This window comes from Marinomonas sp. CT5 (assembly GCF_018336975.1).
GTDB lineage: Bacteria > Pseudomonadota > Gammaproteobacteria > Pseudomonadales > Marinomonadaceae > Marinomonas.
The window spans coordinates 3,211,841-3,237,895 of sequence record NZ_CP025572.1; the positions used below are offsets into that span (position 1 = coordinate 3,211,841).

The window sequence follows — 26,055 nt, forward strand, 5'->3', positions numbered from 1 at the left end:
AGCTTCTTTTTCAAGCACCAACCTCTGCTAAAGTCTTCACAAAAAATAAATTAATTAGCGCCATAGATTATTAAAATGATATTCATTATCATCTAAATAATAGTGATTCATCTTGGAGTGCGTTATGAAAACTAAAAGCTTTATCCAACCTTCCCAGCGATATACGAATGATAAAAAGCCAACCGACTACTGGGGAATGCTGTTTGTTAGCTTTATCTTTTTATCCTCAATAAGCTGTTTTCTATTTGCGAATCATAGTGAACGATCTCCCAATAGCCTCCCCCTTACTTCTCATCAAATAAGCGCCACAGCTATTGATCTAGATCACAACAGTAAACGCTAAAAGGATTAAGCTGTAGGTACATTGAAAGAGGATCTTGCCATGTTACCTAAAATAAAGACGATTGTTTACGCTTGTGATCTAGACGGTAAAACACAAGCTGCTATGGAACTGGTTTTAAATTTAGCCAAAACCCATGACGCAAAAATTATATTGATGCATGCAATAGAGCCATTAAATACACAAGCATCAAACATGATTAACAATTACGTTAACGAAGACATTAGAGAGGCGATGCGCAAAGAGGCCATCAGTGAAATTGATGCTCGCATGAAAAAATTACTCTCTGAATTTATTGAAAAATATTCAGAAGAACTGGCTGACTTAGAACACACTCCGGAAACACTTATTGTCAATGGCGTTCCATCTGAATCCATTCAACGTGTCGCGGCAGAAAAGAATGCCGACTTAATTGTAATGAATAGCCGAACACATGGACGATTAAGCCAAATGATCATTGGCTCAACGGCCAACAAAGTGATCCATACCAGCTCTATTCCAGTGCTTGTTGTCCCAATTAAATAGTAAGCGGCTCTAGCCACATTTCTTTGTCTTCGATACACTTACTGTATATATAAACAGTAAGTGTATTTATGATTCTTTATATCGCCGAAAAACCCAGCCTTGCCCGAGCCATTGCTTCTGCGCTTCCTACTCCACAAAAGAAAGAAGAAGGCTGCATCTGGCTACCCAATGGAGATTGTATCAGCTGGTGTATCGGCCACTTACTCGAGCAAGCTGAACCTCATCAATACAACCCCGCCTATAAATCTTGGAATTTAGACCATTTACCCATCATCCCAACAGACTGGCAATGGCAAGAAAAAACCAACACCAAGAAACAGCTAAGCATTTTAAAAAAACTCATCAAAAAAGCCTCTGTCTTGGTTCATGCTGGAGATCCCGACCGCGAGGGTCAACTGCTTGTTGATGAGGTGCTCCATTACACCAAGGTTCCATCACAAAAGCTGAAAAACACCCAACGGTTACTCGTCAATGATTTAACCCCTTCTGCCATTAAAAAAGCGCTGAATAACTTACGCTCGAATAATGAGTTCGCGGCACTGTCGCGTTCCGCACTAGGGCGAGCTCGCGCCGACTGGCTATTCGGCTTAAACCTAACGCGCGCCTATACTATCAGAGGCCGTCAAGCCGGCTACCAAGGTGTTTTATCCATCGGTCGAGTGCAGACGCCAGTGTTAGGACTTGTTGTCGCAAGAGATAAGGAAAGAGACGCCTTTGTGCCAAAAAACTTTTATCAAGTTTGGGCAAATATACAAACACCGCAAGGTGCGCTATTCCAAGCAAAGTGGTTACCTAGTGAAGCCTGCCAGCCTTATATGGATGATGAAAATAGAGTGCTCAGCTTGCCTCTTGCGCAAAACGTTGCGAACAGAATCACCAACAAACCTGCGACCGTATTAGAAGCAAATTATAAGCAAAAGAAGCAAGCAGCACCTTTACCCTATAGTTTATCGGCACTTCAAATTGATGCTGCGAAAGCCTTCTCCTTGTCTGCTCAACAAGTCCTAGATACATGCCAAGCTCTTTACGAACGACATCAAATGATTACCTACCCGCGATCCGATTGTCGATATTTACCCAACCAACAGCATAAAGACGCACCGGCCATTATTGCGGCTTTAACTCACTCTGGCGGGGAAATTCAGAAGGGAGCAGAGAATGCCGACACATCGCGAAAGAGCAAAGCATGGAATGACAAACAGGTCACCGCCCACCATGCAATTATTCCAACAACACAAGCCCATAAAGCCGCCTCTCTGTCTAAAACAGAAGCGTTAGTTTTTCATTTAATCGCTCGCCAGTACCTCATGCAATTTTACCCAGAATACGATTATCTGGCTTCTTATATTAAATTAGACATTGAAGGTGGTGTCTTTGAAGCGAAAGGCAATACACCGATTGCACTGGGCTGGAAGGCACTCTTATCAAGCAAAAATAAAAGCCAAGACCCCGAAGACGAAAACCAAAACGAGCTGCCAAAACTAAGTAAAAGCGATGCTCTGTGGTGTACAGAAGGAAAAGTACAAGAAAAAATAACCACGCCTCCCGCTGCTTTCACCGACGCAACCTTATTGGCGGCTATGACAGGCATCAGCCGTTTTGTGTCTGATAAAGACATTCGCGCAATATTAAAAGAAACCGACGGATTAGGCACAGAAGCCACTCGAGCCAGTATTTTAGAACTGCTTTTTAAACGTGGTTTTTTAATAAGACAAGGCAAGCAAATTCACGCAAGCCAGACAGGTCGAGCATTTATAGATTGTTTGCCTACACAGCTTGTTACCCCTGATATGACAGCGAAATGGGAGTCCGCCCTTAACAATATTAGCCGCGGCGAAACCAGTTACCAAGAGTTTATGACAAACCTTGAAGAGAATTTATCTCAACTGCTTAGCGCTTCTCGAAGTATGCCAACATCCGCACTACAAAACCTTCCGCCACCTTCAAAAAATCCCTTCGCCAAAAGAAAAGGAAGCAATCGCAGAAAACCAGCAGGAACCTCCACCTCAAAAGCAGCCAGCTCAAACAAAAAAAGACGCTCGAAAGCGTCTTCTTAAAAAGAGAGTCTTTTCACATCACCCAACAGCAAGCCATACACCAACACCAACCATTAATGTACCTGCGATGCGATTCATAATACGGACATTTCCGCTTTGCATTAAAAGGGATTTCAACGTCCTTCCACCAGCGGCATAAATAAGTAAGCAGCTAAATTCAAGCGTTAGTATGATGGTAATCAACACCACCAGTTGGCTCGTTAGTGGACGACTTGCATCTAAAAAAGGTGGCAGCAATGCAATAAAAAAGGCCCACCCTTTTGGATTCGCAATCGCAGTCACAAAACCTTGAGACATCAAATCCACATAAGAAGCTGGCTTATTATCACTCGACTCTGTTTTTATAGCCATTTTTCCCTTAGACAACCACATCTGAATCCCTACATAGGCCAGATAAGCACCGCCAAGGTATTTCAACACCATAAATACACTAGGATAATTTAGTAGAAGCGCCGCCACGCCGATGGCCGATAAAATAGCGACCGTAGCCACTCCAACCAATTCGCCAAGCATCATCCAAAGTGCACGTTTCACACCGATGGTCATACCCAGTGTCATTGCCAAAGTCATGCACATACCTGGGGTAATAGAAACAAAAAAGAAGGTGGGTATAAAAGCAGATAGCAATGCTAAATTCACAAAAAGTCCCTATCCAATCATCAAAAAATATTAAAAGCGCTTTTTTTCTTTAAAAGTAGAACCATCGATGAACTTACTCCATTCATCATCTAGTTCATCTTCATCCTGCTCAAAGCTATTTGTGATTTCTTCTTCTGCTTTTTGCAGCTCAAGATCATCTTCGATTTCTTTCAGTAATTCTTTAAGTTTAAGAATAACAGGCTGAGCCTCAACCGTCTCTTTGGTAGGGTTTAATTGTGATAACGCTTCTCGATACATTTCGGCGGCTGTATCCATTTGACCACTCAAAAAAGCTTTGCGAGCAAGGTAGGCGTAATAATCAGATTTAACTTTATAATGGTAAAAGTTTAATAATTTACTGTATCGGTAAGCAACATCTTGATCTATGGTTTTTTCTTTTTGAGATAAAATCAAAAACGATTTAAACGACTCAAATAAACGCTTTATTTCTATTACGATTAATTCATCATTTATTGTCTTAGCGCGTCTTTTTTGTTTGTTTTCTTGAAACTCGACCATTTCTTCTGCTAAATGGGCCCTACGACGCGTTAAAGTTGGGTCAGGTTGCAACTCAATAAGCTGATCATATACAGCAATCATCCTTGAAAATAACCAAGCCTTCATGTCTTTTGGTTGGTATTGAGGAGGCATTTCATCAAGATAGCGACGTAACTGACGCAGCTGATTATTAAGCGTCGCAATTTTGCGCAACTTTTGTAATTGAGCTCGCTCTTTAAGCTGCAAAAATATTGCAAAGGCAATAAATCCGCCGATAACAAGCAAAAGTACTATAATAGTAACAGCTGTCATATGATACGTGGGTTACCTTGATACATTAATAGCCTAATTTGCATTTTAACTTCGAGTCTTAATAAAACGAAATGGCTAGATAATTTCAATTAGGGACTTGTTTATCCTTTCTCGCAAATAAAATATTTTCAACATCCTGTATCATATTTTGAAGCCGTGCCACTTCTCTTTTAGAACTATTAACACTGCTATTTTTTTCAATAACTGACAATGCTGCTCGATATTTTTCGAGTGCCCGATTTTTTTTATCATTATCTAAATCATCTCGTGCCTGACGAACTAATAAGTCTCGATAAGCCAAAGCATGTGAGTACCTCATCAACACGATATGATGTTTAATTATCGAACGCCCTGCTCCGTGTCGATCAAGCATATTTCGCATTTCTTTCAGCAAATATAATATAGCATCATGCGTTTGTTCGAGTTGTTCTTGTGTTGTCACCCTATCCTTAGAGGTAACAACACGACCTTGCTTCAAATCAGTGAGTAAGCGAGTGAGTTGATCTTTATTCGATACAAAATTAGATTGATAGTTTGCTCCCATCAATTGTTCTATCACCGAAAGCAAATATTCGACCAAAAAAACCTTGGTATCTCTAGGTAGATATCTATCAGGAATTATTCCTAATGAAGAAAACAATCGATTACTACGCTTAGATAGTCGAGAAAATAGCTTATCTCTCAGCTCCTTCTGTTGCCTTCTCCATCGCAAATAGGAAGGCACCGAGAAACACACAACCAACAAGGTAACAGCAACAAATATCAGTATGCTTGGTTTCATTTCTTAATAATTACCTAGCCGTGGCACTATAAAATATAAGTAGCTTACTTTTATATAACACAGACAAGAAAATGAAAACAGAAAAAGACCAGAGAAACTCTAATCTTTTTCTGTTTAAGGTGTGCTTTATACTTTTTAACGAGAGACAGAAAAACCAAGCAACATGTAAAACAACATTGCAGAAAGCAACGCAGAAGCAGGAACAGTGATAACCCAAGCTGCCGCAATTCGCAAAAGTGCAGAACGTTTCACTAACTCTTTTTTCGTCGCTTTCTTCAAGCCTTTACGCTCTCGAGAAGAAATAGGGGAAGAAGCCTGAGCCGCCTTTAGCTCTTTAAGAATGGCACGTTTTTCTTCAACATCAGCCAACTTAAAGCGTTTCACAAATTCTTGTGTTTGCTGGCCGTCGTGACCGGCAGACTCTGAATGAGAAATAATAGCAGCTAACTTCTTCTCATAAGATTGCTTCAAATATTCGCGTAGGAAGCCAACCCCAAAGATACCACCAACAGCAATATGAGTTGAACTAACTGGCAAACCAAGTTGAGAAGCGATGATAACTGTAATTGCAGCCGCCATAGCAACACAAAATGCGCGTGTTTTATCCAACTCTGTTATTTCAGAACCTACAGTTTTGATCAACTTAGGACCAAACAAAGCAAGACCTACCGCAATACCAATGCCCCCTACCATCATGATCCAAATAGGAATAGCTGCTTTGCTAGAAACGGCGCCAGTCATTAACGCATCATTTATAGCGGCTAAAGGCCCTATTGCATTCGCAACATCGTTTGCACCATGGGCAAAACTTAGCAAGGCAGCAGACACAATAAGAGGCAATGTAAATAAGCTATTAACTGCATCTTTATCGTTTTTCAGTACCAACGCGGCTTTATCAACCATTGGACGAACAATAAAATAAACTGTCAGCGCAATGGCAAAAGCAATCATAACGGCCGTAATAAAGTCCAGCTTCCAAATATGTTTAAGGCCCTTAAGAATAAGGTAGGTCGAAAATGCCCAAACCATTGCACCTACCAATAAGGGCACGACTTTTTTAGCGGCATCGATCATGTCATTTTTATAGGTAATAGATCGTTTGATATAAATTAGGAATAACGCAGCAATGACACCACCAAGCACAGGGGAAATAACCCAACTAGCGACAATCGCAATCAATTTATCCCAGTTAGCAATATCCCAACCGCCAGCAGCAATACCGGCTCCCAAAACCCCACCAACAATAGAGTGAGTAGTAGAAACAGGCGCACCAAGATAAGTGGCTAAGTTAAGCCAAATAGCCCCCGCTAACAAGGCAGCCATCATAACCCAAATAAAGGTAGCAGCATCACCGATTGAATTAGGATTGATTATGCCCTTTTTAATAGTACCGACAACGGTACCGCCAGCAATTAAGGCACCAGCCGCTTCAAAAACAGCAGCAATCAAAATAGCACCTGTCATGGACAAGGCTTTCGACCCTACCGCGGGCCCCACGTTATTGGCAACATCATTCGCGCCAATATTTACGGCCATATAAGCGCCAATAGCTGCAGCTATGGCTAAAATAGATAAATTAGAAACCCCAACGCCATTAGATGAAGCATAAAAACCAGACACCAAAACAAATGCTAAGGCAATTAATACACGAACAAACTCATGACCACTTAATAAGGTGGATTCTTCTTTCGGGTTATTTGTAAGATCCATACGGGCTCTTCTTTACTGTAATTAATCTATGCCAAATCTTTGTGTGCTAAGGGTCAACCTAAACACAACAACGACATGCTTCCAAGCACCTCAATTAAATTCGGCTCTCAATTCATCCCGTCACATTTTTGTAAAATGTAAATTTGGCGTCATTCTACACTGGGAACCTAAAGATAAAAACCCTAAAATTTTAGAGTGATATCAGCGAGACAAAGGATAAAAAAAAGTGCCTATAAAGGCACTAAGTTAAGAAAATACTACATTATTATGTCATTTTTGTGACAGCATCAATTTACTTACCTGATCAACATTCAATGACATTAACAGCCAGTCCACCTCGAGATGTTTCTTTGTACTTATCATTCATATCTTTGCCAGTATCTCGCATAGTACGAATTACTTTATCAAGCGAGACATAATGTGTTCCATCGCCGCGAAGTGCCATACTTGCTGAGTTAATGGCTTTAATAGACGCCATCGCGTTTCGCTCAATACAAGGCACCTGAACAAGACCGCCAATAGGGTCACATGTCAGACCTAAATTATGTTCCATGCCAATTTCAGCGGCATTTTCAATTTGTTCAGGCGTTCCACCTGTTGCTGCTGCCAACCCGGCAGCGGCCATAGCACAAGCAGAGCCCACTTCCCCTTGGCAACCTACTTCAGCCCCAGAAATAGAAGCATTTTCTTTGAATAACAAACCTATTGCAGCCGCTGTGAGGAAAAAGTTAATCACCCCCTCTTCACTAGAACGAGGGCAAAACTCCCAATAATAATGCAACACGGCGGGAATGATCCCAGCAGCCCCATTCGTTGGAGCGGTTACCACTCGACCTCCTCCAGCATTTTCCTCATTTACAGCTAACGCATAAAGATTGACCCAATCCATCGCACCTAACGATGGAGTAATCATGTCCATTCGTGTTTTGCTGGTCAAATCTCGATGAAGACTAGCCGCTCTACGTTTCACTTTTAAGCCACCTGGCAGAACACCTTCATTACGGATACCCTGTTCAACACACTCTTTCATTACCGCCCAAATACCAAGAATGCCCTGCTTGACCTCCTCTTCTGTACGCCAGTGCTTTTCGTTTTCCAACATAATTTGCGCAATGCTTTTATCCTGCTCTCGACAAAGCTTAATCAACGCTTCTGCGCTATGAAAAACATGAGGCAGTTCAGTGGTATCTTCAACCAATGCGACATTACCTTGTTCATCTTCTTGAACGATGAAGCCACCACCAACAGAGTAAAAAGTCGCTTGATGAATAATCTCGCCTTCTGTATCAAAAGCGACCAACACCATACCATTAGCGTGAAAATCTAAACGATCAACACGGTGATAAATCAGATCCGCGGCGACATCAATGGCGATAATGTGCTTAGAAAGTAAATTAAGCTGCGAAGAGGCCTCAATATGATCAACACGTTCATTCACCAAACTGGGATCAATCAACTCAGGCAGCTCACCTTCCAGTCCCATTAATACCGCCGTCCCTGTTCCATGACCTTTGCCTGTAGCACCAAGCGAGCCGTACAAATCAATTTTTAAACGGCCAATTTTTGATAAAAGCTGCCGATCTTGTAACTGATGGGCAAATTGGTTTGCCGCCACCATAGGACCAACAGTATGAGAACTAGAAGGGCCAATTCCCACTTTAAAAAGGTCAAATAAACTGATTGCCATAGCCATTACCCTCTGCTGTGAAGCGTTTTCTACACAACAATAAAAAATACAAAACACGAAGTGATTAGCGAGCAAAATTATCACTTATGCAATAAAGTTTCCAATTGGAAACTGACGTTTTTTGATCAGATAAAGCCAACGTTAGTAAAGAGGCAACTTTTTGGCGTTTCAGGACAAATCAGCCAAGCCAAAGTAAAAAAACCAGCCCGTATAAAAATTGCTTAACTGTAAAAACCACCTACTCTTAAAGACTCACCCACCCAAAAGAGGACGCAGGTATGTCTGCAACAATTATTGTCGGGGTTGATGGAAGTGAAGCTGGGAATCGAGCCTTATCCTATGCAAAGCGGCTAGCAACACTCATAGGAAATGAATGCGAACTGCAAATTGTGTGTGTTGTTGAATGGTCTCCCTACACTTTCCAAACTCCAGAAGAAAACTCCCTCCGAAAAAAACAAAAACAAGTCGAAACCCAAAACGCCCAAGAGCGAGTAATAGACCCCGCTCTTAGCACATTAAAAGAAGCCGGTATAAAAGCATCTGGCACTGTCAAATTTGGCAAAGCCGCTACCATCCTAAACAACATCGCAGTAGAAAATAATGCCGAACAAATTGTCGTTGCACGCTCTACTGAACAGGGGTTAAGCGCAAGAGTATTCGGTAGCGTAACGGCCAATTTGGTCATGAGTGCGAACGTTCCTGTCACCGTTGTCAGTTGAGGTAAAGTCTATTATGAAACAATTTACTTATTTATTTAGCGCGCTTACGGCCCTAATTCTTTTTAGTCTAAGCTCTTCATTAAAGGCAGCAGAAAGCATAGATGCTGCTGTTAATGAAGCGTTTGGAAACGCTACGGGGTGGTTCGTAAATTTAATTTTCGCTCCGCTACCGGGAACCAGTTTTCCATGGATCGTACTTTGGTTAGTGACAGGCGCTACCATTTTTACCGTTTACTTTGGGTTTGTTCAATTCCGCAGCATTGGACACTCTATAGCTTTGGTAAAAGGCGACTACTCTGATCCAAATGACGCAGGCGAAGTCAGCCATTTCCAAGCACTGGCAACCGCCCTCTCAGGAACCGTTGGACTTGGTAACATTGCAGGTGTGGCCGTCGCGGTGTCAATTGGTGGACCTGGTGCAACCTTTTGGATGATTATGGCAGGCCTTATGGGAATGGCATCCAAATTCACAGAATGTACTTTGGGGGTAAAATATCGAAACGAATACAAAGACGGTAGTGTGTCTGGCGGGCCGATGTATTACATTTCAAAAGGTTTTAAAGAGCGCAATATTCCTGGTGGCAAACTGCTTGCTGGGATATTCGCTATTTTCTGTATTTTAGGCTCTTTGGGTGGCGGCAATATGTTCCAAGCTAACCAAGCCCATGCCCAGCTCACTCAAGTAATCGGCAATTATCCAGGATGGATAACCGGTGTAATTTTTGCTGCCCTTGTGTTTATTGTTATTGTTGGTGGCATAAAATCAATCGCTCGGGTTACCGACAAAATAGTGCCTATTATGGGCATTCTTTACGTTGGTTCAGCGATGATTATCCTACTTGTTAACGCTGACAAAATAGGTTGGGCATTTGGACAAATTTTTGAAGGAGCATTTACAGGGCTAGGCGTTGCTGGTGGTTTAGTCGGAGCGTTAATTCAAGGCTTTAAACGTGCTGCATTCTCTAACGAAGCGGGTGTTGGCTCTGCTGCGATTGCTCACTCTGCCGTACAAACAAACGAACCTATTACCGAAGGTTTTGTTTCATTATTAGAACCATTTATCGATACCGTTGTTATTTGTACTATGACCGCACTTGTCATCATCATTACGGGGCAATTAATGCTCAACCCAGATACTGGCATGTATATTTTGAACGAGAGCGGAACAATCATGACAGCAGATGGTTCGTCTGGTGTTGCCTTAACATCAGCGGCTTTTGCTTCCGCTTTTAGCTGGTTCCCCACACTGTTGGCAATTGCCGTAATTCTTTTTGCATTTTCTACCATGATTAGTTGGTCTTATTACGGCTTAAAGGCTTGGACCTATTTATTTGGAGAAGGTAAAAGAGCTGAGCTAACTTTCAAAATTATCTTCTGTATTTTTGTCATTATTGGTGCCGCCGCAAGTTTAGGACCTGTTATCGACTTTTCTGATGCCGCGATTTTTGCAATGGCAGTTGCCAACATCATCGGCTTGTATTGCTTGATGCCAATTGTCAAAAAAGAACTTAATTCTTATTTATCTCGTCTTAAATCAGGTGAAATAAAAAAACACAAACATTAATTTGCAATCACAGTCTTAAATAACAATAAGATTAATAACCCAAAAAAAGAGCCAAAAGGCATTGCCTTTTGGCTCTTTCATTTTCATCTCATATGATGTCTGCTAAGTGTGATTAGAAGAAGCCTAATGGATTCACATCGTAGCTAACCAACATATTTTTCGTTTGTTGATAATGTTCTAATGCAATTTTATGAGTCTCGCGACCAACACCTGATTTTTTATAACCACCAAAAGCAGAGTGAGCAGGATACTGATGATAACAGTTCATCCAGACACGACCCGCTTCAAGATTACGTCCCATGCGATAGGCAAGATTGGTGTCGCGCGTCCACACTCCAGCTCCTAGACCAAACTCACTGTCGTTAGCAATCGCTAATGCTTCAGCTTCATCTTTGAATGTCGTCACACTGACCACAGGCCCAAAAATTTCTTCTTGGAAAATACGCATATGATTGGAACCTTTAAATAAAGTCGGCTGAACATAAAAACCTTTATCCAACCCTTCCACTGATTCGATATCACCACCTATTAGTAATTCAGCCCCTTCTTCTTTACCTATATCAATGTAACTCATTATTTTATCAAACTGCTGTTTAGATGCCTGAGCACCGACTTGCACATCGGTATCTAATGGATTACCACGTTTGATGGTTTTCGTACGCTCAATGACTAACGCCATGAACTCATCATAAATAGATTCGTGGACCAAAGCGCGAGAAGGACATGTACACACCTCACCTTGGTTAAAGAAAGCCAATACCAATCCTTCTACGCATTTACTAATAAAAGCTTCCTCATGCTGCATAACATCCGCGAAATAAATATTCGGTGATTTACCACCTAATTCAACCGTGGAAGGAATGATATTCTCAGCAGCACATTTCAAAATATGCGACCCAACTGGCGTAGAACCAGTAAAGGCGATTTTAGCAATACGCTTACTCGTCGCTAACGCTTCACCCGCTTCTTTACCGAAACCGTTAACGATATTAAGCACACCTGGTGGTAGTAGGTCTTGAATTAATTTAACCAACTCTAGAATAGACGCTGGCGTTTGTTCTGCTGGTTTTAGCACTACACAGTTACCTGCAGCCAATGCTGGCGCCAATTTCCAAGCTGCCATCAAGATGGGGAAGTTCCAAGGAATAATTTGCCCTACAACCCCTAATGGCTCATGAAAATGATAGGCCACAGTATGTTCATCTAACTCAGCTGTGCTGCCTTCTTGTGCCCTTAGACAACCAGCAAAATAACGAAAGTGATCAGCCGCTAGAGGAATGTCGGCGTTCAAGGTTTCACGAACGGCTTTACCATTGTCCCATGTTTCAGCAACGGCTAAGGCTTCTAGGTTCTGCTCAATACGATCGGCAATTTTTAATAGGATATTGGAGCGATTAGTAACGGAGGTTTTTCCCCATGCAGCACGAGCAGCGTGAGCAGCATCAAGGGCAAGATTGATATCTTCTTCAGTGGAGCGAGGAATTTGACAAAACACTTCACCATTCACAGGACTAATATTATCGAAGTATTGGCCTTTCACCGGGGCAACCCATTCACCACCGATAAAATTACCGTACTGAGCTTCAAATGAAATCAAGCTACCATTAGTTCCAGGTTGTGCGTAGATCATAAAAATTTCTCCATTGTTGTTTTTTTTATTTAAAGAAGCTTTAGCATAATTACAATTCTCGCAACTTCATGCACAAGCTTCTTCAGGTTTAATCTTTGTTTGAACCCAAGAACTAAGATTAAGAATAAAGCGAAAAGAAAACTTGCCTGTGAGTCCATGAAACTTGTCTGGCGATCCATTTTTGCTTTGCTTTTGTATTGACCCAAAAGCCAGCAAGAGTGATTATGGGAGAAGGGAAATTCGCCACGACACATAATTAAAATAAAAAACATTCAGGCAAAGAGGTTGGTAAATGAGCCGTTCTATCTCGACAGAGAAAACATTACAGCAACATAAACGTGCGCCAATACAATTGGTCGAAAACCGTGTATGTTTCGCAGGACCACACTCAGAGTTAAGTATTTATGATACTTATGAACAAGCACAAAAAGTCAGCCTAAAAGCCGATTCTTTGCTGTATTGTGGAATGGTAACGGGGGCAAAAGTCATGCACACCAAAGAGCATGACAACATCCCTTTTCTTCCCCATGAGTCTTTTATCTTGGCCCCTAAAGAAGAAGTCTTTATCGATTTTCCGGAAGCCCAGTTTCATAATCCAACCACTTGTCTCACCATTGCTATTTCTCAAGAAAGAGTGGCGCAAATCTGTGATCGAATGAATGACATTATGGTGGCTTCTTTACCTTCAGGTGTCACTCTCGATGCCGGCCAACATCTACATACTCTTCACACTCAAGCGACACAGCAGTTAATTGATAGGCTAACCAGCGAATTTCTACGCAATGACCCTGATCGTGATTTACTCGTTGACTTTGGGGTTAGTGAATTAGTAACACGCATCCTCAGGCACCACGGACGAGATGCGCTATTGCAGTTCACTCAACATTCACCGGATGCAAATGGATTAACCTGCGTCATACAATGGATAGAACAAAACCTCGCTCAATCATTAGATATTAACCAACTCGCCAAAATGGCTTGTATGAGCCGAAGTCGTTTCTACGAGTGTTTTAAACGCCAGTTAGGTTGTACACCAGTTGAATACCAGCATCAGCGCCGAATGAGCCGTGCCTATCAACGTTTACAAGAAAAGTGTTCGGTAACAGAAGTGAGTTATGAATTAGGCTATTTAAGTTTGAGCCACTTTAGTCGACGTTTCCATCAACATTTTGGCATATCGCCTAGGCAAGTGACTCAAACTAAACTTCACTCATAATCAAAAAGACTAAAAAACATGTTTCAACTTTGCTTTGCAGTATATAAAAACGCACAAAATAAACAGCAAACCGACTGTCAAAGCAAAAAATGGCACCAATTGACCTAATTGATACAATGACGCAAGAATAACAGGGCCCAATGCGGCACCTAGTCCTTGCATTGAGGCGTTCATACTGGCTAAGCGGCTTTGTTGATCATCTTTCACAAGCAATGTTTGCGCTGTCACAATGCCAGGGAAAAGGAAACCAAACCCCGCACCAAATAACCCCATGGCAAACAACACACCAGCATAAGAATCTAAAAAGATAAACGCCAACTGAGCAAGCACTCCAACCCCTACTCCGGAGAAGATCAATGTCACTACACCAAGCTGAAATCTTGGCACTAATATCATCTGAACTAAAATACTAAAGCAGGACATAGTCATCATGGCAAAGCCCAACTGATGGGTGGTCTGCGCCACATCAAGTTGAAACCTATCTTGAATCAAAAAACTCATAATTTGCTGTACGCCTGTCATCGACAAAATAGACAAAGACGACATACATAAAAATGGCATGACAGGCTGAGTCAACCAATTGATTTTAGCTGGTTTGACAAATTGGCGTACATGCTTGGTATCTTTAACAAACAACACCACCAGCAATGCCGCGGAGCCAGCTAAAAAAGAAATAATATAAAAAGGCGCCGTCAAACCTAGGCCGCTTAACAAAGACGCAAAAGCGGGCCCTAAAATCATACCGATACTAAAAGCCGCACCTATCATGGCAATCGTCGAGCTACGATGCTTTATATCAGTATGTGAAATCAAGTAAGTCTGAATTGACGGTAAAATACCAGCAATGCCAAGCGAAAAAATAATGCGCAAAACAAAAACACAAACATACGCTTGTTCAGCGGTTAAATTCTTTGCCAATGCTTCCTGAAGAACAAAGCCAGTGCAACCAATGGTAAAAGCATAACAACTCATACCAATAATCACTGAACGCACACGGCCAATTCGATTAATAATACTGCCCCATAAAAAGGCGGCAACCACAAACGTGGCGGCACCAGCCGTAATAAGCGTACTAATGCGTACATCAGCTAAGCCAATTTCACGACCTATTGGTGGCAAAGACGTAAAAATAAAAGATTGTCCAATACCCACAGCAATCAAGCATGAAAGTAATAACCAGCGGGACAAGCGTTCTTGGAGAGAAGAATAGGTGTCAGTGTTAATCAATGTAGATCCTTGATATTAAACTAGTAATTTAGTCCGCAGACAGAGCAGACTCACATAGAACACACAAAGGGGAAGCTTTGATCATCCTGATCAAGCGAACGATAAAATAACACATTCTATATAAAGTTTCTGATTCAAGATAACCTCTTTGCATAATAAAAAGATGAGTCATGCAATACTTAGTATTAGAATACAGCTCTCAAAACTTGGTAACTGATACCAATAGTTGCTTCATACAAGGCTAAGGAAATATGCCACCACTTTTTAAACACGCTAATTTTGTCCACTTCTGGATCGGGCAAATTGCCTCTTCTTTCGCTTTTCAAATGCTTAGCGTGGGTATTGGCTGGCAAATGTACGACCTAACCAACAGTCCTATGGCGCTCGGTTTAGTAGGTCTTTGCCAGTTTCTGCCACAACTATTATTAACCTTAGTCGTTGGTCACGTGGCCGATCGTTACAACCGTCGATTAATCTGTGTTTGCACTCGGTTCTCCATGGCGATGACAGTCGGAATGTTAGCCTATGGTAATATGACATCGACAATATCCGCCGAGATGATTTATCTCTGCGCCGCGCTTTTAGGTACAGCAAGAGCCTTTGAAATGCCGGCAAATCAGGCCATCTTGCCTAACCTTATTCCTAACGAACTACTTTCTCGTGCTGTCAGCGCCATTGCTTCAGCGCGCGAGATTTCGGTTATCGCAGGCCCCGCACTGGGCGGTCTCATTTATCTTATTGGCCCCACCACATTGTACCTTTCTAGCATGACCTGTTTCTTCATTTCGTGCGTTATTATGTTCTTTTTACATTACAACTTTACAGTGAGAGGTAAGACGCCTATTAGCATGACACATCTGTTTGGCGGGCTTACTTTCATTCGTGGTAATAAAGTTATCTTGGGCTCAGTTTCCTTAGACATGTTTGCCGTTCTATTAGGGGGCGCTACGGCACTCTTACCCATTGTCGCCAAAGATATTCTCCACACAGGCCCATGGGGATTAGGCTTATTACGCTGCGCTCCAGCGCTTGGGGCACTGCTCATGTCAGTGTATTTAGCGCGTCGGCCATTAACACACAGTGTGGGTAAAATCATGTTTGCGGCAGTGGCTACTTTTGGTGTCGCGACGATTTTATTTGGTTTATCTGAAAATCTTATTCTCTCTATGCTTGCTTTAATTCTACTGGGTGCTTCTGACATGATCAGCGTAGTCATCCGCTCAACTCTAGTGCAATTAGAAACGCCAGATGAAATGCGTGGTCGAGTTAGTGCCGCTAACTCTGTCTTTATTGGTAGTTCTAATCAGTTAGGAGAATTCGAGTCTGGAGTAACAGCAGCCTGGTTCGGTGTGGTTCCTGCCATCGTTATTGGTGGTGTTGGGACAATTGCCGTTGTCGGCATGTGGATGTATTTATTTCCGAACCTATTAAAGCGTGACACCTTAGACAAAGAAAACGATTAAATTTAATACTCGCCAAAGCCTGTCCCGAGGTCAGGCTGCACGCCTTAAAATAATATGAAACAAACTAAATAATAACACCGCATAAAACAAAAAGCTGACAGCTAAAAAGGTCAGTCCAAACTGTTCGCCAATTAAGCCACTAAAAAATGGCAGAGTCATCGCTCCAAATACCGCCGCGCTCATCTGAAAACCAATAGCATGAACAGAATATTTCTTACCAACTCTTGTTACGGTTTGCGAAATCATACATGGGAAAATGGGTGCAGCGCAGAATCCCATTAAAGCCAAGCCCAAGTAGCTCATATACGTGGCAATATTCAGAGAAAAAGACAACGCACCTAAAACAACGCCAGCCAAACAAAGACGTAATAACTGATCAACAGAAAAACGTTCAACCAAAAAACCAAAAACAGCACGCCCAAATGCCAAAGCGCCCCAATAAATCGCCACCCAAGTCCCGGCCGTAGCTAACGCGATACCTCTTGACTCAGTCATCACAGTAAAGGCCCACTGCCCAACCCCGACTTCAACACCGGTATATAAAAAGAAAAAAACGATCTGAAAACGGATAACGGGGTGTTTCAATGCCTGTAGTTGAGTAATGGCGGGCAAGTCATCTGCTTGTTCCTCGGCTTTTTTAGGTGCATGTTTGTCGCTTTCCCAGAGGTTTCGACTAAACACAAACACCAAGGCCATAACAAATAATATACTAGCAAGAACCCCATAGCCCAACCGCCAATTCTGCGAAAAACTTACCAAAACAGTCGTCACAATAATCGGCCCGGACGTTGCTCCGACACCGAATGCCGCATGTAGCCAATTCATATGACGAGTAGAGAAATGCTCTGCGGCATAGGTATTAAGTCCAGCATCAATAGCCCCTGACCCCATTCCAATCACAATGGAAAACAGAACAAAAACAATAAAAGAAGTACTGAAATAGAAACCGAATAGACCAAAGCTAACTAGCAAGCTACTAACAACCAGTAACCAACCCACACCGAGCCGAGCCATTAGATAACCGACAGAAAAGCTAGACATTAGATAGCCAATACCACCAGCGGCAATCACCAAACCAAGCCAACCTGTCGGCACATCAAATTCCGTGCGAACAAATGGCCAATTAATACCATGGGCGGCATCTGGCAAGCCCAGACTAATAAAGCCTAGATAGGCAATAAACAACAATATGCCAGATGTGCGCATGAAATATCCCTGTCCAAAAAATAAGAGTGATTTGAACTCATTTATTGTGCGAATTAAATCTTTAAAATCACTTAATAATCCCTTTGCATAAGTTCACTATTTAAAGACCTCTTAGCGCCACTTACGTTTTTCTTTTTCAATGGTTTTCCATTTCCAATTTGGCGCTTCACCTTTCCAGTAATAAAAAACAATCAAAATAAGGGTGCTAATAACAACAGGAATGGCCCATCTAATCAGATCCGCTTTAGGATCATTCACGAAACTAACAATCACAACGGTAAACAAATACAATACAAGAACTGTCCATCCTTGCCATGTATTTGGTTTACCCCATCCCCAACCATTTTTTTTGGCCGGAAACCACACTTTCTTTTTATCCGTCATATCAAATGCCTCAAAGCAAATCGAGCTATACACCGAAACACTCTGCCCTAATTTACGCCATAAAAAAAGAGCCTATGTAAATAGACTCTTTTATGTAGCATCACAGCAATTGTCTTTAACTAACCGCCTTTACTTAGCTAAGAATTCACCACGTGTTTTATCACTACGCTTAAATAAGCCACCTAAAGCGGTAGTTTGCGTTGAAGAGCTGGCATCCATAACGCCTCGCGCTTTAACACAATAATGCACAGCGCTAATACTTACCGCAACATTGTCGGTTTCTAGCAAAGTTTGCAAGGTGACTAAGATCTGCTGAGTCAAGCGCTCTTGCACCTGTGGGCGCTGAGCAAAAAAACGCACAATACGGTTAATTTTAGATAAACCTATGATCTTTGTTTTGGGCAAATACGCCACTTTCGCCAACCCATCAATAGTCACAAAGTGGTGCTCACAAGTACTGGTAAAACTAATGTCGCTTACTTTTACCATCTCATCCACTTTCATTTTATTTTCAATGACGGTGATCTTAGGGAATTGCGCGTAATCCAAACCAGAGAAGATTTCTTTTACATACATTTTGGCAATACGATGTGGGGTCTCAGCCAAGCTATCATCAGTCAAATCCAAGCCAAGGGTTGATACCACATCTTCAAAGGCATTTTTAATACGCTGATATTTTTCTTCGCTCGTCAGACCATTATCAATCATCGGGGTTTCTAAACCACTTTTAATAAGAGCATCACGTACTTTTGCTGCCTCGTCAGACAACGCGAGGCGGTTTAAATCTGTTTGTTCCGCTATATTAGCTTTCATAAATTTGTCCTAAGTTACTTAACCCTGTCCCATGACATGAAGGCGTTCAATAAAGAGAAGTCCTATTTAGCCACTCAAGCTAAATGTCGGCCTCCATCCAGTGACAAGGTTCGACCTGTCATATAGCGACTGTCTAATATGTACTGTATCGCTAGCACACCTTCTTGTTCTCCCGGTTCTTTTCGCAACAATGACTTTTTTAGAGCCTTCTCACGATATTCCGCATCATCCCCGTCATTAAACATCAAAAGTGACGGTGCGACCGAATTGACCTTAATTTGAGGGGCGAATCGTTTAGCAAACGAACAAGTTAAGTTCGCTAAACCTGCTTTACTCGCAGCATAGGCAATGTGCTTATCACTACCCTTTTCAGTCACATAATCCGTCATATGAATGATGTCTGCGTGCCCATTTTGGTCAGAACCCGCACATAATAATGCTTCGAAAGCTAGATTTATACGATAAGGTGCAAATACATGAACATGCCACATTTTTTCCATCAACCTCGCCGTATCCGAACAACCTTCTTCTGATTCCCACTCAGAGGCATTATGAATAATCCCCCTAATCGCTGAATACCTATCTTGTATGGTTGCAATAAAATCATCTACACCTGACACAGATGAAAAATCGGCTTGTATACACGAAATTCCTTGCTCTTCTAATAGGTCAATGTCTTCTCGTGCCGTGCGATACGTAATCACAATATCATGCCCTTGAGCAGATAACGCTTTAGCGCAAGCAAGACCTAGGCGCTGCCCTCCGCCAGTAATAATAATTGGCATTTTACGCGTCATTAGTGTCCTTTCCTACTGAGTTATCATCATTAACAACATATAAAAATACTATCGATTTAGAAACTAGATTCAATTTATGCCAACGTTAAATTATTCACCTAAGCTTAGATACGGTCATGTTCAAAAAAAAGATCAATCAATACTATCTAAAATATTTTTACTTACGTAACTATTGATACCACTTTCCATTATCAAGTTCTAAAGGAATGTGTTCTCAAAATGCCATAAGGAACGACAATGACTTCACTTACAGAAAAAACTACGACTAGATCTTTATCCGTTAGTAAGATCCCCCAAGAAGCTTTCGATTGGTATGACGAATACGCCCATGGTGATATAGATCGCCGTACCTTTCTATCTCGCCTTGGTACGCTCAGCGTAACAGGACTAAGTCTCTCTGTCGTGGCAAATGCACTAACACCTAACTATGCGCAAGCAGAGCAAGTATCTTTTAACGATCCTGACATTACTGCCAGTTATTTAGAGTTCGACTCTCCAAATGGCCACGGACGAGCTCGAGGCTATCTGGTGATTCCTAATAATGTCAACGCAGATAACAAATCCCCAGCCGTGCTAGTTGCCCATGAAAATCGTGGCCTTAACCCCTACATCAAAGATGTGGCCAGACGTTTAGCAAAAGCAGGATTTATTGCCTTTGCTCCTGACGCCCTCTTTCCTTTGGGGGGCTACCCCGGCAATGACGACGAAGGTAGAGCGATGCAAAAAACACTAGATGGCAATAAAATTGAGGGTGATTTTATGGACGCTGCCACTTTGATGAAGAATCATGAATTTACAACAGGTAAAGTAGGCATGGTGGGCTTTTGCTATGGCGGCTACCTGACGAATGCACTTGCTGCCGCCATGCCAGACACCATCAATGCAGGTGCTCCTTATTACGGCACTCCAGCAAAATCCAACATAGATAAAATTAAAGCACCGTTACAATTACACTTTGCAGAATTGGATCAACGAGTGAATGCAACCTGGCCTGAATATGAAAAGACTTTAAAAGCCAACAAGGTAGATTACAAAGCCTATATTTACGCTAAAGCCAACCATGGCTTTCATAATGACTCAACTGCACGTTACCAAGAAAAAAACGCTGAGCTTGCTTGGCAACGAACACTGGCTTTCTTTAAAGAAAATTTAAACGCGTAAAAACAAAACATTACAGCCTATTAAATTCAGTAGGCTGTAATGTTCTTCGCATTAAGAATCAGTGCATCTTGCTTAAAAGTAAAATCAATTCCAGGTATATTTGGCGTTTGTTTCCACAGGGACTCACACAAATCTGCGACACTGGTTTCATTATTAGATTGCAACCAAGCCACAACCGCACGAGCCACATTAGGATAGGATATTTGAAACACTCTGCTGGTTTCCAACCATTCTTGAATAACCTGAGAACTTAATACATCCGTTGTTTTCGCAACCCCTAAAAACTCTAACGCGATAGCATTGGAATGCTGCTCAATTTGGCCTCTTAATGGTTTTGCAAGAATACGTCGGCCGAGCTGCAACGCTTCTGAGTTGAGCTCAAAACCAGCATTGCAAAGTACCGACTCACATTCACTTAAATTCTTTTGAAACAATTCTCGTCCAAAGGGAAAAACCTCTACATTACCATACACCCCAGGCTCAATATCCTTACAATGAAAACGAAAATGATAATTTGGAACCGCCTCAAGCCAATCTAAAACTTCTTCACTGTTTTCAAAAGGTAGGTACACCAACACTTGATCCGAGTACGAAATATTTTGTAGAGGCTGGGTGTGAATAAGAGGTGGCAAAATAGGGTAACCAAAATGATGCCAATGGGCACCTAACTGAATTGCCGCTGGAGCAAAATTAGACATGATCCACTGCGCAACAAGATTCTTTTTATAACGTGGAATATCATATTTAAAAGCATACTGATGGCCAAATCCTACGCAAGCAACACCTTGGAGTTTCGCCGCCCAAGCAACAATCGGTTCAAAGTCAGTAATCACCAAATCATAGCTACGAGTATCAACCGAACGAATATCCCGATACAACTTGAAAAAATTAGCGTTTTTACAGGTTGCAAATAAATCCAATTGCCCATTGCGAGCAGCAAAACTCAAACCTTGAAAAGTACGATAGTGCCCGAATATTGCCATATCAAAATACTCTTCTGCTGGCCGACCTGAAAACACAAAATCAACCTCAACTCCAGCCGCATGCATTTCCACAGCCATGGCTCTTGCTCTGGTTATATGTCCATTACCCGTTCCTTGGACACCGTACAATATTTTCATATCAAAATCCCTATTGCTAGAGCTGCACAAGATGTTCCCAATAAAGCACCAATAACAGTGTCTGTAGGAAAATGAACGCCAAGAAAAATGCGAGAAAGCCCTACATTCGCAGCCCAAAAATACAAAATCATATTCATACTGGGAAACCATTCAGACAAACAATAAGCCATAAAGAATGCACCCGACGTATGACCAGAAGGAAAAGAAAACTGATCTGAAGGAATAATAAAACTATTAAAATTATCTAATGCATCCGCTGGGCGGTTACGTTTAAAACCTCGTTTTAAAACCAGATATAAAATTCGTTCTACTAAAAAGCCTAATACTAAAACCAACATCAAAGTCGCTTCTCCAGCGAACCAAAGCAGAAGCGCTAAAAAGGCATATAATGGGCCATCTGCTGAGAAAGAAACCGCTCTCCCAATACGAGTTAATGTGACTCGATGCTTACGAGCCATGCACCAAGAAAAAGTGTGTACATCTACTGCGTGGATATTTTGAAGGATATTCATACGGTTCACCTCACCAGTTTGTCTTACTCTCAACATAGACCAGTAAAATGTCCGTTCTGTGGCATTCCAGTGACAACTTTATGACAGGCTTTCATTGTGACAACATGGCAAAAAAATACCCCGCCATTGCGAGGTACTTTTAAATCTGAATCAGCCAATTACTTCATGTGATTCATTTTATGGAATTTTTCAATCATCGCTGTCGGTTTTACTTTTTTGTTACTACTGTTTAATGCATAAACTACCGTTTCGCCTTCTGGACCAGAACCTATATCTGTATAACGTAAAGGCACTTCACCAACAGCACGAGCTTGATTCATCTCTTGTAGAGAACCAAAAACATATATACGACCTTCCATACGCATTTCGCCATAGAAAGACTCTGCACCATTTAGTTCACCGTCATACATTTCAACAGCAGCGATGCCCGACATTTTTTTCTTATCTGCGTTAGTTAGACCAAAAACAACGGTTTCACCTTTTGGGCCCGCCCCAATACGCACTTTACGATAAGATGTTTCACCAACCTGTAAAAAGTCTTCATACACACCACGATCATCAAACACATAAATACGACCTTCATGATGCACTTCGTACAAATCATCATTGTTCAAAGACATTGTTTCAGCTGTAGGCTTGGTATCATGCTTTTTTACCGTTTCACCACAAGCAGTTAAAAGAGTTAATGCAATTAAACTGGTTGCAACAGGTAAGAATTTCAATTTCATGGTTTAGCTCCTAGGTTAGATTTACACCCACCTTAAAAGCAAAAAATGACACAATCATTACACTATAGTGACAATACGCTGTCATTTTCATCTGACCTGACGAGAAATCACAACCAGTTAGTCAGCATAATACCAATACCAAGTGATTGTGTTTGATGATTGTAATCCAATAGAGATTGTCCGTAGCCGTTAAAATACTGAATGTAACCGCGTGTTTTACCCCATAATGGAAAATTAAATCCCACCTGTATCGCACCTCGATTATTAGAAGATTTCAGATTATTTCTCAGCATAATATCAATGCTGTAATCATCGATAATGTGGATTAAATTAAATTCACCATAGCCGTAATAGTTTTCGATATCTGGGTTGTCATCCATATCTTTGCTTTCAGGAATGCGATACCAAGGCTTAAATGAAAAAGCAGTATCACCATGCTCAAACAAAAAATCCATATAAAATCGATTCCAAGAACGCGAGAGATCTCCAGACTGTCCATTGGATTGATGAACAAAACCATAGGAAATATAATCTGGATTGATACCTAAAAATCCATGTTTTGGCTTAGTAACAATGAAAGCTTCAGGCTCATGATTGGTATCACGAAATGGTGCTGAAATTGTACTGTTATAAGCCTGCCAATAGGCCTGTTGCGTATAAGCAAACCAGAGGCTAGTGTCTCGTCCCACTACGTCATAGGCAACTGGAAACTTAAAACTCAACTGAAATTTAAACTCCACACTGTCCAAACTTTCAGAGTCTGTTTTATTCCCTAAAAAGGCCCGATCATTAGGATTAGACGTATAAGCAATTGGCAAAAAATAATTTGGCTTATGAGGTGTTAATACAAACGGGTTATTGACCGTTGCCGCTTCTCGATTCTCTCTTTGTTGCAACAACCCTTTGTCTTCTTTAGCACGTTTGGAGATTGACTCAGGCACCTGAGGCTCTTCTGGTGAGTATGAAGTATCTTCTTCACTCACATCAGGACTCGTATTTTTCGAGGCACTAGATGTAACGTCCTCTGACTTAATTGGCTCCACTTGAGCCCAAAGCAAACTTGGAACAAGCATCATTGAACAGACAATGGCTTTCATTATTAGGACCTTATAAGTGAAAAGCTCTATATTAAGGAGAAAGAATAACCTTTTTGGCATAGGCTTCTCGCTCCATTTCACACACTTCAACGGAAAAGCTAACATCCTTTAATGAAAACTGTATTAAAGCTTCAAGAACGAAATGAGAAAGCTGCTGTCTCTGCTCCAATGACCGTCCCGAAAGCACTCTCAACACAACATGCACGAAAGCATCTTCTTTCCCAGCCATTAAAAAGTTCTTATACGGAACACTACGCAATTTTATATCTTCTTCCATAAACAGTTGAGATGCTATACACGCACCTTTTACGGCCTCTAATAAATCTGCCGGTGGCACTTCTTGTTCTAAGTTTTGACTGTATTCAACAATACAATGCGGCATATCAGACTCCCTTTTATATATTTTATTTCATTAATAACCGCGAAGTAGATCAACAGCGGGAGGGATATTTCCCGTCAATCGGTACGCTTTTATATTCTTAGCAACAATCTCACTTGCACTTACAAGGTGTGTAGGCGCAGAAATATGAGGCAACACAGTCACACGATCATGTTTCCAGTAAGCATGTTCCTGTGCCAAAGGTTCTTGTACAAAGACATCTAATACTGCATGAGACATATCCCCTGTCTCCAATTTTTTTAGCAAGGCTTCGTCATCAATAACTGGCCCGCGAGCAAAATTGATCAGACTGGCTCCAATAGGTAGAAATGATAGATTTTGCTGTCCCATTAAACCTTGTGTTTCTTTCGTCAAAGGTAAAAGACAAACGAGTATATCAGTTTGTTTTAACAAATGAGTTAATCCATCCTCTCCATAAAAACACTCAACTCCATCAATCTGCTTGGGGTGACGACTCCAACCAGCAACAGAAAAACCGTTGGCCGCCAAACGTTGTGCACTGACTCTTCCAAGCTCCCCTAATCCCAGTACACCAATTCGACGGTCTTTAGCATGCACCATAGGTTGTTGTTGCCAAACGGTATTGGCTTGCTGCTTTGCATAAATTGGCATGTCTCGATGAAGGTAAAGTGTCCATGCTAGAACGGCTTCCGACATGGTTGCAGAAAGATTTTCATCAATTAACCGAACAATTGAAAAAGGAGGAGACTCTAATTCATTCAACATGCGTTCAACCCCAGCCCAAACACTGTGCACCCATTTCAATGAAGGTAACGAAAGTAAATCGCTAGGGTTGGGGTTAGCAACAATCGCGATATCACATTGCAGACGTTGCTCTAACGTTAAATCATTTAAAGGGACAATCACTTCATTCGGCATGGCCGCAGAAAGCTGCTCTATCCAATTCGTTTGCTCAGCCACATCCGCACGACTAACAAAAGGAATCATTTTTCATACACCTGAGTCAGATCTTTGAAGCCTTTTAATTCAATGGCATTACCACTTGGGTCCTTAAAAAACATCGTCCATTGTTCACCTGGTAGCCCTTCAAAACGAACGCTTGGAGCAAGGTCAAAGACCACATTCGCTTCGGTTAAACGTTTAGCGACTTTTTGCCAATCATCTAACGCTAAAATCAAACCAAAATGAGGCATGGGAACCAGGTGGTCCCCTACTCGACCAGTGTTTGTTGTTTGCGCTGGCACGCCTAAATGAAGTGATAGTTGATGACCATAAAAGTCAAAGTCTATCCATGTATCACTACTACGACCTTCAGCACAGCCTAAAATCTGAGTATAAAAAGCTCGAGTCTCTTCTAATGAGGTCACATGAAAGGCGTAATGGAACAAAGCGGACATAGGCATTCCTAAAAATCATAAATAGGTCTAAAAAATACAGCAAGCAGGCCAAAAGTAAACATAAGGAGGCTATACCGATACAAATAGCAAGTATTAGAAAAAGGAATAAC

The 26,055-nt window shown here is 41.5% G+C and carries 26 protein-coding genes; 8 read left to right on the top strand and 18 right to left on the bottom strand.

What is annotated here, in order from left to right; all coding sequences use genetic code 11:
- The first annotated feature begins 124 nt into the window (after window positions 1-124).
- The 3 genes from C0J08_RS15420 (at window position 125) to C0J08_RS15430 (ending at window position 2,922) form a co-directional block, all read left to right on the top strand.
- Window positions 125-343 (top strand): hypothetical protein, encoded by a 219-nt coding sequence (locus C0J08_RS15420; RefSeq protein WP_212652811.1) that lies wholly within the window; start codon window positions 125-127, stop codon window positions 341-343.
- Window positions 344-382: 39 nt separating this feature from the next.
- The gene (locus C0J08_RS15425) at window positions 383-865 is read left to right on the top strand and encodes a universal stress protein (RefSeq protein ID WP_212652812.1); all 483 of its coding nucleotides are present in this window, start codon (window positions 383-385) and stop codon (window positions 863-865) included.
- 68 nt (window positions 866-933) lie between these two features.
- On the top strand, window positions 934-2,922 hold the full coding sequence (locus C0J08_RS15430) for a DNA topoisomerase III (protein WP_212652813.1): 1,989 nt from the start codon (window positions 934-936) through the stop codon (window positions 2,920-2,922).
- An 18-nt stretch (window positions 2,923-2,940) separates the two neighbouring features.
- Here C0J08_RS15430 and C0J08_RS15435 read toward each other — a convergent pair whose 3' ends face one another.
- The 5 genes from C0J08_RS15435 to C0J08_RS15455 all read right to left on the bottom strand — a co-directional run bounded on the left by C0J08_RS15435 (window position 2,941) and on the right by C0J08_RS15455 (window position 8,549).
- On the bottom strand, window positions 2,941-3,561 hold the full coding sequence (locus C0J08_RS15435; RefSeq protein ID WP_212652814.1) for a LysE family translocator: 621 nt from the start codon (window positions 3,559-3,561) through the stop codon (window positions 2,941-2,943).
- Window positions 3,562-3,591: 30 nt separating this feature from the next.
- Window positions 3,592-4,371 carry a hypothetical protein gene (locus C0J08_RS15440; protein WP_212652815.1) on the bottom strand — a complete coding sequence of 260 codons (780 nt, stop codon included), beginning with the start codon at window positions 4,369-4,371 and terminating at the stop codon, window positions 3,592-3,594.
- A gap of 85 nt (window positions 4,372-4,456) precedes the next feature.
- On the bottom strand, window positions 4,457-5,152 hold the full coding sequence (locus tag C0J08_RS15445; protein ID WP_212652816.1) for a hypothetical protein: 696 nt from the start codon (window positions 5,150-5,152) through the stop codon (window positions 4,457-4,459).
- Window positions 5,153-5,287: 135 nt separating this feature from the next.
- Window positions 5,288-6,862, bottom strand: a complete 1,575-nt coding sequence (locus C0J08_RS15450; RefSeq protein WP_212652817.1) for an inorganic phosphate transporter — start codon at window positions 6,860-6,862, stop codon at window positions 5,288-5,290.
- 304 nt (window positions 6,863-7,166) lie between these two features.
- Window positions 7,167-8,549, bottom strand: a complete 1,383-nt coding sequence (locus C0J08_RS15455; protein ID WP_212652818.1) for an L-serine ammonia-lyase — start codon at window positions 8,547-8,549, stop codon at window positions 7,167-7,169.
- A gap of 278 nt (window positions 8,550-8,827) precedes the next feature.
- Here C0J08_RS15455 and C0J08_RS15460 point away from each other — a divergent pair, with 278 nt between their 5' ends.
- Window positions 8,828-9,268 (top strand): universal stress protein, encoded by a 441-nt coding sequence (locus C0J08_RS15460; protein ID WP_212652819.1) that lies wholly within the window; start codon window positions 8,828-8,830, stop codon window positions 9,266-9,268.
- Window positions 9,269-9,281: 13 nt separating this feature from the next.
- Window positions 9,282-10,832 carry an alanine/glycine:cation symporter family protein gene (locus C0J08_RS15465; protein WP_212652820.1) on the top strand — a complete coding sequence of 517 codons (1,551 nt, stop codon included), beginning with the start codon at window positions 9,282-9,284 and terminating at the stop codon, window positions 10,830-10,832.
- A 112-nt stretch (window positions 10,833-10,944) separates the two neighbouring features.
- On the opposite strand, the gene exaC is transcribed toward C0J08_RS15465, so the two are convergent.
- Complete coding sequence (gene exaC / locus C0J08_RS15470) at window positions 10,945-12,462, bottom strand: acetaldehyde dehydrogenase ExaC (protein WP_212652821.1); 1,518 nt, start codon at window positions 12,460-12,462, stop codon at window positions 10,945-10,947.
- Between the two features lie 292 nt (window positions 12,463-12,754).
- Here exaC and C0J08_RS15475 point away from each other — a divergent pair, with 292 nt between their 5' ends.
- The gene (locus C0J08_RS15475; protein WP_212652822.1) at window positions 12,755-13,678 is read left to right on the top strand and encodes an AraC family transcriptional regulator; all 924 of its coding nucleotides are present in this window, start codon (window positions 12,755-12,757) and stop codon (window positions 13,676-13,678) included.
- Between the two features lie 9 nt (window positions 13,679-13,687).
- Here C0J08_RS15475 and C0J08_RS15480 read toward each other — a convergent pair whose 3' ends face one another.
- Entirely contained in the window at window positions 13,688-14,905 is a 1,218-nt protein-coding gene (locus tag C0J08_RS15480) for an MFS transporter (RefSeq protein WP_212652823.1), read from the bottom strand.
- A gap of 251 nt (window positions 14,906-15,156) precedes the next feature.
- On the opposite strand from C0J08_RS15480, the gene C0J08_RS15485 reads away from it, so the two are divergent.
- Window positions 15,157-16,368 carry an MFS transporter gene (locus C0J08_RS15485; protein WP_212652824.1) on the top strand — a complete coding sequence of 404 codons (1,212 nt, stop codon included), beginning with the start codon at window positions 15,157-15,159 and terminating at the stop codon, window positions 16,366-16,368.
- A 30-nt stretch (window positions 16,369-16,398) separates the two neighbouring features.
- On the opposite strand, the gene C0J08_RS15490 is transcribed toward C0J08_RS15485, so the two are convergent.
- The 4 genes from C0J08_RS15490 to folM all read right to left on the bottom strand — a co-directional run bounded on the left by C0J08_RS15490 (window position 16,399) and on the right by folM (window position 19,568).
- On the bottom strand, window positions 16,399-17,574 hold the full coding sequence (locus tag C0J08_RS15490; RefSeq protein WP_212652825.1) for an MFS transporter: 1,176 nt from the start codon (window positions 17,572-17,574) through the stop codon (window positions 16,399-16,401).
- Window positions 17,575-17,685: 111 nt separating this feature from the next.
- Window positions 17,686-17,958 carry a hypothetical protein gene (locus C0J08_RS15495; protein WP_212652826.1) on the bottom strand — a complete coding sequence of 91 codons (273 nt, stop codon included), beginning with the start codon at window positions 17,956-17,958 and terminating at the stop codon, window positions 17,686-17,688.
- A gap of 129 nt (window positions 17,959-18,087) precedes the next feature.
- On the bottom strand, window positions 18,088-18,771 hold the full coding sequence (folE, locus tag C0J08_RS15500) for a GTP cyclohydrolase I FolE (protein ID WP_212652827.1): 684 nt from the start codon (window positions 18,769-18,771) through the stop codon (window positions 18,088-18,090).
- 74 nt (window positions 18,772-18,845) lie between these two features.
- Window positions 18,846-19,568 (bottom strand): dihydromonapterin reductase, encoded by a 723-nt coding sequence (gene folM / locus C0J08_RS15505; RefSeq protein ID WP_212652828.1) that lies wholly within the window; start codon window positions 19,566-19,568, stop codon window positions 18,846-18,848.
- 237 nt (window positions 19,569-19,805) lie between these two features.
- Between folM and C0J08_RS15510 the strand changes: the two genes are divergently transcribed.
- Window positions 19,806-20,729: a dienelactone hydrolase family protein gene (locus C0J08_RS15510; RefSeq protein ID WP_212652829.1), complete on the top strand. Its 924-nt coding sequence runs from the start codon at window positions 19,806-19,808 to the stop codon at window positions 20,727-20,729.
- 26 nt (window positions 20,730-20,755) lie between these two features.
- Here C0J08_RS15510 and C0J08_RS15515 read toward each other — a convergent pair whose 3' ends face one another.
- From C0J08_RS15515 to C0J08_RS15545, 7 genes are all read right to left on the bottom strand, one after another.
- A complete protein-coding gene (locus C0J08_RS15515; protein ID WP_212652830.1) occupies window positions 20,756-21,850 on the bottom strand; it encodes an MJ1255/VC2487 family glycosyltransferase in 1,095 nt (364 codons plus the stop codon).
- Window positions 21,847-22,362, bottom strand: a complete 516-nt coding sequence (locus tag C0J08_RS15520; protein WP_212652831.1) for a phosphatase PAP2 family protein — start codon at window positions 22,360-22,362, stop codon at window positions 21,847-21,849. Before C0J08_RS15520 ends, C0J08_RS15515 begins: the two co-directional genes overlap by 4 nt.
- 158 nt (window positions 22,363-22,520) lie before the next feature.
- Window positions 22,521-23,090 carry a hypothetical protein gene (locus C0J08_RS15525; RefSeq protein WP_212652832.1) on the bottom strand — a complete coding sequence of 190 codons (570 nt, stop codon included), beginning with the start codon at window positions 23,088-23,090 and terminating at the stop codon, window positions 22,521-22,523.
- A gap of 107 nt (window positions 23,091-23,197) precedes the next feature.
- Window positions 23,198-24,187: a phospholipase A gene (locus C0J08_RS15530; RefSeq protein ID WP_212652833.1), complete on the bottom strand. Its 990-nt coding sequence runs from the start codon at window positions 24,185-24,187 to the stop codon at window positions 23,198-23,200.
- 31 nt (window positions 24,188-24,218) lie between these two features.
- A complete protein-coding gene (locus C0J08_RS15535; RefSeq protein ID WP_212652834.1) occupies window positions 24,219-24,569 on the bottom strand; it encodes a 5-carboxymethyl-2-hydroxymuconate Delta-isomerase in 351 nt (116 codons plus the stop codon).
- Window positions 24,570-24,599: 30 nt separating this feature from the next.
- Window positions 24,600-25,535, bottom strand: a complete 936-nt coding sequence (locus C0J08_RS15540; RefSeq protein WP_212652835.1) for a 2-hydroxyacid dehydrogenase — start codon at window positions 25,533-25,535, stop codon at window positions 24,600-24,602.
- Window positions 25,532-25,945, bottom strand: coding sequence for a VOC family protein (locus tag C0J08_RS15545; RefSeq protein ID WP_212652836.1), 414 nt, complete (start codon window positions 25,943-25,945; stop codon window positions 25,532-25,534). Before C0J08_RS15545 ends, C0J08_RS15540 begins: the two co-directional genes overlap by 4 nt.
- Window positions 25,946-26,055 lie beyond the last annotated feature (110 nt).

Coding starts and splice junctions, on each gene's coding strand:
- C0J08_RS15420 (WP_212652811.1), top strand. CDS start 125: ATGAAAACTAAAAGCTTTATCCAACCTTCCCAGCGATATACGAATGAT.
- C0J08_RS15425 (WP_212652812.1), top strand. CDS start 383: ATGTTACCTAAAATAAAGACGATTGTTTACGCTTGTGATCTAGACGGT.
- C0J08_RS15430 (WP_212652813.1), top strand. CDS start 934: ATGATTCTTTATATCGCCGAAAAACCCAGCCTTGCCCGAGCCATTGCT.
- C0J08_RS15440 (WP_212652815.1), bottom strand. CDS start 4,371: ATGACAGCTGTTACTATTATAGTACTTTTGCTTGTTATCGGCGGATTT.
- C0J08_RS15445 (WP_212652816.1), bottom strand. CDS start 5,152: ATGAAACCAAGCATACTGATATTTGTTGCTGTTACCTTGTTGGTTGTG.
- C0J08_RS15450 (WP_212652817.1), bottom strand. CDS start 6,862: ATGGATCTTACAAATAACCCGAAAGAAGAATCCACCTTATTAAGTGGT.
- C0J08_RS15455 (WP_212652818.1), bottom strand. CDS start 8,549: ATGGCAATCAGTTTATTTGACCTTTTTAAAGTGGGAATTGGCCCTTCT.
- C0J08_RS15460 (WP_212652819.1), top strand. CDS start 8,828: ATGTCTGCAACAATTATTGTCGGGGTTGATGGAAGTGAAGCTGGGAAT.
- C0J08_RS15465 (WP_212652820.1), top strand. CDS start 9,282: ATGAAACAATTTACTTATTTATTTAGCGCGCTTACGGCCCTAATTCTT.
- exaC (WP_212652821.1), bottom strand. CDS start 12,462: ATGATCTACGCACAACCTGGAACTAATGGTAGCTTGATTTCATTTGAA.
- C0J08_RS15475 (WP_212652822.1), top strand. CDS start 12,755: ATGAGCCGTTCTATCTCGACAGAGAAAACATTACAGCAACATAAACGT.
- C0J08_RS15485 (WP_212652824.1), top strand. CDS start 15,157: ATGCCACCACTTTTTAAACACGCTAATTTTGTCCACTTCTGGATCGGG.
- C0J08_RS15490 (WP_212652825.1), bottom strand. CDS start 17,574: ATGCGCACATCTGGCATATTGTTGTTTATTGCCTATCTAGGCTTTATT.
- C0J08_RS15495 (WP_212652826.1), bottom strand. CDS start 17,958: ATGACGGATAAAAAGAAAGTGTGGTTTCCGGCCAAAAAAAATGGTTGG.
- folE (WP_212652827.1), bottom strand. CDS start 18,771: ATGAAAGCTAATATAGCGGAACAAACAGATTTAAACCGCCTCGCGTTG.
- folM (WP_212652828.1), bottom strand. CDS start 19,568: ATGACGCGTAAAATGCCAATTATTATTACTGGCGGAGGGCAGCGCCTA.
- C0J08_RS15510 (WP_212652829.1), top strand. CDS start 19,806: ATGACTTCACTTACAGAAAAAACTACGACTAGATCTTTATCCGTTAGT.
- C0J08_RS15515 (WP_212652830.1), bottom strand. CDS start 21,850: ATGAAAATATTGTACGGTGTCCAAGGAACGGGTAATGGACATATAACC.
- C0J08_RS15520 (WP_212652831.1), bottom strand. CDS start 22,362: ATGAATATCCTTCAAAATATCCACGCAGTAGATGTACACACTTTTTCT.
- C0J08_RS15525 (WP_212652832.1), bottom strand. CDS start 23,090: ATGAAATTGAAATTCTTACCTGTTGCAACCAGTTTAATTGCATTAACT.
- C0J08_RS15530 (WP_212652833.1), bottom strand. CDS start 24,187: ATGAAAGCCATTGTCTGTTCAATGATGCTTGTTCCAAGTTTGCTTTGG.
- C0J08_RS15535 (WP_212652834.1), bottom strand. CDS start 24,569: ATGCCGCATTGTATTGTTGAATACAGTCAAAACTTAGAACAAGAAGTG.
- C0J08_RS15540 (WP_212652835.1), bottom strand. CDS start 25,535: ATGATTCCTTTTGTTAGTCGTGCGGATGTGGCTGAGCAAACGAATTGG.
- C0J08_RS15545 (WP_212652836.1), bottom strand. CDS start 25,945: ATGTCCGCTTTGTTCCATTACGCCTTTCATGTGACCTCATTAGAAGAG.